Raw genomic sequence first — 3,724 nt, forward strand, 5'->3', positions numbered from 1 at the left:
TGCCAGAGATCACGCGGCTGTTCGTCAAACCACAGACGGCAGGCACCTGGGAGCAGCGGCGCAAGCTGATCGAGACCGCATCCGATCCGGCTCTGGACTAGCGCTGCGCCATTGCCTCACGGCCTTGCCCCGCTAGATTGAAGGGACTTTGGAGGAACGAAGATGAGAATAGACGGCGGCTGTCATTGTGGCGCCATCACTTACGAGGCCGAGGTCGACCCGGAGAACACCGGAATCTGCCACTGCACCGATTGCCAACAACTGACCGGAACGGCTTTTCGCGTGACCGTGGGCGCGCCGGAAGGCCACTACCGGATCACCAAGGGTGCGCCAAAGGTCTATATCAAGACAGGGTCGAGCGGCGACAAGCGCGCGCAGGGCTTTTGCGGCGAGTGCGGCTCGCATCTCTACGCGACATCGGTTGGCGACGGGCCGAAGGTTTATGGCATCCGGGTCGGCACGGCGCGACAACGTGAACAGTTGGTCCCGAGACGGCAAAGCTGGCACCGCTCGGCGCTGCCCTGGTTGCCGGAATTCCCGGGTATGACGACCAAGGAAGAGCAGTAGCGCCGGTCCGGCGCCGCGCCTCAATCGTCGCCTTCGACGACCCTCAGCCTGAGCTGCCCGGTTTTCGAATCGGCAACGCGCGCGCCAGTATCGACCTTCGCGGCGGGAGCCCGTGACGCTGCGTCCGCGGCGGCATCGCCGTCGGGCTGGGCGCCGAACTCCAGCGCTTCGATCTTCTGGCCGCGCTTGGTGACCTTCGACGTCGAAACCAGGATGTCGTCGATGTCCTTGGCCGACTGGCCGAAATGCACCTGCAGCTTGCGCACCCGCTCATCGACGCGCGCGACATCCTCCATCAGCCGAATGACCTCGCCCTGGATCAGATGCGCCTGTTCGCGCATGCGGGCATCCTTGAGGATCGCCTGGATGACCTGGATCGACAGCATCAGCAGCGACGGCGAGACGATGACGATTCGGGCACGGTGCGCCTTGTGGACGATCGCCTCGAAATTCTCGTGGATCTCGGCGAACACCGATTCGGACGGCACGAACATGAAGGCGGTGTCCTGCGTCTCGCCCTGGATCAGGTATTTTTCCGAGATATCGCGGACATGGATCTCGATGTCGCGGCGGAAGGCCTGCGAGGCGGCCTTCTGCAGGTCGGCGCCATCGGCGGCGCGGATGGCGTTCCAGGCCTCGAGCGGAAACTTGGCGTCGATGGCCAGCGACGGTGCGCCGTTCGGCATCTTCACCAGGCAGTCAGGACGGCTGCCGTTCGACAGCGTCGCCTGGAATTCATAGGCGCCATGGGGCAGGCCGTCGGCAACGATCGCCTCCATGCGAGACTGACCGAAAGCACCGCGCGTCTGCTTGTTGGAGAGGATCGCCTGCAGCTGCACGACCTGGCCGGCGAGCGACTGGATGTTGCCCTGCGCGACATCGATGATGGCCAGCCGCTCCTGCAATTTGGCCAGGCTCTCATGCGTGGATTTGGTCTGCTCGGTCATGGTCTGGCCGAGCCGGCCGGTCATCGCGTCGAGACGCTGGCCGATCGATTGCGTCAGCTCCGCCTGCCGTGCGCCGAACACTTCCGCAATGGCGCCCATGCGACCCTGCATTTCGGCCTGGCTTTGCAGAATGCCGGCCATCCGCACTTCCGCGTCGCGGGCATGATCGGCGGCTTCGGCAGCCGCCACGGCGCGCGCCTTCGCCGACCGCCACAGCGCAATGACCAGCGCCACGAACAGGGCCAGAAACAGCAAAGCGCCGAAGGCCAGCGCATGGCCGAGCGTGATCGTTGTGGCGCCAAGCCGGGCGACAGGCTCCGAAAGGATGGTGCTCAAATCATTCATGTGGACAGCATAGACGATTCGCCGCGATAGCACAGATCAAAACGTGAACGAGCCTGATGCCGACCGGTTGACGCTTTTCTCTGGAGGTCTTAGGTGGAACGCCATGTCGATCAAGCCGCTCATCATCCTTCCCGACCCCATCCTGCGCCAGGTTTCCAAGCCCGTGGAGCGTGTCGACGCGCCTTTGCGCAGATTAGCCGACGACATGCTGGCGACCATGTATGACGCGCCGGGTATCGGGCTGGCGGCGATCCAGATCGGCGAACCGCTGCGCTTACTGGTGATCGATCTGGCCAAGGAAGACGAGACGCCGGCGCCGCATGTCTTCATCAATCCGGAAATCCTGGAGAGCGCAGATGCGCGCTCCGTCTACGAGGAAGGCTGCCTGTCGATCCCGGATTATTACGCCGAGGTCGAACGCCCGGCCGCCGTGCGGGTCAAGTATCTCGACCGCGACGGCAAATTGCAGGATATGGAGGCCGAAGGCCTGATGGCGACCTGCCTGCAGCATGAGATCGACCACCTCAATGGCGTCCTGTTTATCGACCACATCTCGAAGCTGAAGCGCGACATGGTGGTGAAGAAATTCAAGAAGCTCGCCAGGGACAAGGCGCCGGGCAAGCTGGCGGGATAGGGATCATTCGAGCACGCCACGTAAAACCCAATCCCTGCCAAGCTCGAACGCTTTTGCACCGATCTCTAATGCAAGCGCGCGAGATTCTGGCGAGATGATCAGCACCAGAGAGACAACCACGGCTAACACCATCAGTAGCAGGGTGTTATAAATGGCGAAATTGCTCTCTCTTCGCCTCGACAATTCGCCTTTCTCGTATCGTTCTTCGACCGATTTGTATTCAGCTATTGGCTTCCTGCGTTTCCCAAAGGGATTTTGAGCGCGCTGCATATGAAGCTCCCAGGACAGATCCGCGAAGCATACGCCTGACAGTTGGTGTAGACTTAATGGACCGTTTTGAGTGGCTGGGTGAAGGGGGCGGAACTCTTGTTGATCAATGACTCCGGGGGTGATATCAGTGATATCAAATCTTGGAGGCATCCATGGGCGATATGTTGATCAGAGATATTCCCGAACCGTTGAAGCGCGAAATCGAACACGCGGCGCGCAAGGGCGGCCAAAGTCTTTCGGGCAAGGCGATCGATCTCTTGCGTAAAGGCATGGTCGCGGAGAAAGAAGCCAAACCGGAGCCGGGACTTTCCGCGTGGGATGCCATTCGTTCGGCGTTCGCTGCTGAAAATGCAATAGGCGATGAATTTTCCGAGATAATGGACCAAATCGAAGCGGACGGAAAACGCGACTTCGGCCATCCAGTTGAGGATTTCGAGTGATCATCCTCGATACCAATGTTGTTTCCGAAGCCAGCAAACCGGCGCCCGACTTGAATGTCTCCGCCTGGTTCCGCAAACAGGATCTTCTCGCACTCTACATGTGTGGGCCAGTCATCATGGAGCAGTCTTTCGGGGCCGAACGGTTTTTGAACAAGACGGGATCAGACCGTTATATTCGCGTGCTCGATCAGCTGATTTCGCAGCAGTTCGCCGGCCGTATCGTGGAATTTTCCGGTTCGATCCCCCGACTTGCCGGCAAGCTGCGGGCGACGCGGGAAAGAATTGGCCGTCCGATCAGTCTTTCCGACGCCATGATTGCCGCGATCTGCCTCGCCCATGATGCGACGCTTGCCACGCGCAACGTTCGCGACTTCGACGAGCTTGACCTGAAGCGCGTAAACCCGTTTGAAGCGGACGCCTGAGCCGGCACACGGTGCGAGCAAGAAGACAGGATACCAGAAGAAAAATGCCCCTTCGCGTCATCTTCATGGGCACGCCGGAGTTTTCGGTGCCGACTTTGC

At 60.6% G+C, this 3,724-nt stretch carries 6 protein-coding genes; 4 read left to right on the top strand and 2 right to left on the bottom strand.

Features of this window, described 5'->3' with window-relative positions; translation table 11 throughout:
* Positions 1–162: 162 nt before the first annotated feature.
* Positions 163–567: a GFA family protein gene (locus EOB49_RS33230; RefSeq protein ID WP_127296482.1), complete on the top strand. Its 405-nt coding sequence runs from the start codon at positions 163–165 to the stop codon at positions 565–567.
* Positions 568–587: 20 nt separating this feature from the next.
* On the opposite strand, the gene EOB49_RS33235 is transcribed toward EOB49_RS33230, so the two are convergent.
* Positions 588–1,859, bottom strand: coding sequence for a DNA recombination protein RmuC (locus EOB49_RS33235; RefSeq protein WP_127383447.1), 1,272 nt, complete (start codon positions 1,857–1,859; stop codon positions 588–590).
* A gap of 103 nt (positions 1,860–1,962) precedes the next feature.
* On the opposite strand from EOB49_RS33235, the gene def reads away from it, so the two are divergent.
* Positions 1,963–2,493 carry a peptide deformylase gene (def, locus tag EOB49_RS33240; RefSeq protein WP_127383448.1) on the top strand — a complete coding sequence of 177 codons (531 nt, stop codon included), beginning with the start codon at positions 1,963–1,965 and terminating at the stop codon, positions 2,491–2,493.
* Between the two features lie 3 nt (positions 2,494–2,496).
* Here def and EOB49_RS33245 read toward each other — a convergent pair whose 3' ends face one another.
* Positions 2,497–2,763 carry a hypothetical protein gene (locus tag EOB49_RS33245; protein WP_127318306.1) on the bottom strand — a complete coding sequence of 89 codons (267 nt, stop codon included), beginning with the start codon at positions 2,761–2,763 and terminating at the stop codon, positions 2,497–2,499.
* A 152-nt stretch (positions 2,764–2,915) separates the two neighbouring features.
* On the opposite strand from EOB49_RS33245, the gene EOB49_RS33250 reads away from it, so the two are divergent.
* Together EOB49_RS33250 and EOB49_RS33255 are read left to right on the top strand one after the other, a co-directional pair.
* Positions 2,916–3,203, top strand: a complete 288-nt coding sequence (locus EOB49_RS33250; RefSeq protein WP_127328141.1) for a plasmid stabilization protein — start codon at positions 2,916–2,918, stop codon at positions 3,201–3,203.
* Positions 3,200–3,625, top strand: coding sequence for a type II toxin-antitoxin system VapC family toxin (locus tag EOB49_RS33255; RefSeq protein WP_127383449.1), 426 nt, complete (start codon positions 3,200–3,202; stop codon positions 3,623–3,625). The genes EOB49_RS33250 and EOB49_RS33255 overlap by 4 nt, the downstream gene beginning before the upstream one ends.
* Positions 3,626–3,724: the final 99 nt, after the last annotated feature.

The organism is Mesorhizobium sp. M7A.F.Ca.MR.148.00.0.0, from assembly GCF_003997735.1.
GTDB lineage: Bacteria > Pseudomonadota > Alphaproteobacteria > Rhizobiales > Rhizobiaceae > Mesorhizobium.